This is a genomic window from Bradyrhizobium australafricanum, from assembly GCF_020329495.1.
Taxonomy (GTDB): domain Bacteria; phylum Pseudomonadota; class Alphaproteobacteria; order Rhizobiales; family Xanthobacteraceae; genus Bradyrhizobium; species Bradyrhizobium australafricanum.
In genome coordinates this window covers 1-840 of the sequence record NZ_JAGKJL010000189.1, presented here as the reverse complement: position 1 = coordinate 840, position 840 = coordinate 1, and the positions used below count along the sequence as shown (strand labels likewise).

Here is an 840-nt window from a genome sequence, read left to right as displayed (position 1 = left end):
GCCTTGTCGTACTTCGGCGGAGTTCCCAAGGCGATCGTCTGCGACAATCTGAAGGCCGGGGTCGTCAAGGCGTTGTGGTTCGAACCGACGCTCAACCAAACCTTTGCGGCCATGGCCGAGCACTACGACACGACGATTTTGCCGACCCGCAGCAGGCGCGGTGCTGATTGTCGAGCGCTGGATTCTGGCACGGCTGCGCCATCGGCGGTTCTTCAACCTGACCGATCTCAATACTGCGATCGGCGGTTTGCTGGAGGAGCTGAACCATCGGCCGATGCGCCATATCGGCAAATCCCGCCGGCAGCTGTTCGAGGAGATCGAGCGCGCTGCGTTGACGCCGCTGCCGGGCGAACCGTTCGAATACGCCGAATGGAAAACGGCGAAGGTCCATCCCGATTATCACGTCGAAGTCGACAAGACCTTTTACTCAGTGCCGCACCGGCTGATCGGCCGTCGGGTGGACATCCGGCTCACCTATCGAGCCGTCGAGATCTTCCAGGATCACACGCGTGTCGCCAGCCATGTGCGCCGCTCTCAGCGCAGCGGCCATGTCACCGTGAACGAGCACATGCCCAAGGCCCATCAGCGTTATGCCAATATGACGCCGGCGAGCTTGATCAAGATGGCAGCGCGGATCGGCGTCAACACCGCCACTCTGGTCGAGCGGATGATGCGTGAGCGCCCGCATCCCGAGCAGGGTTATCGCTCCGCCATGGGGATCATCGCCCTGGCACGGCGCTACGAGCGCGATCGGCTCGAAGCGGCCTGCGAGCGGGCACTCGTCATCAACGCGATCAGCTACTCCTCGGTGAGCGCGATCCTCAAATCCGGGCTCGACCG

At 62.7% G+C, this 840-nt stretch carries 1 pseudogene; it reads left to right on the top strand.

The window, feature by feature from the left end:
- Positions 1–840 (top strand): annotated as a pseudogene (locus tag J6525_RS46475) (Mu transposase domain-containing protein); the annotation flags it as partial.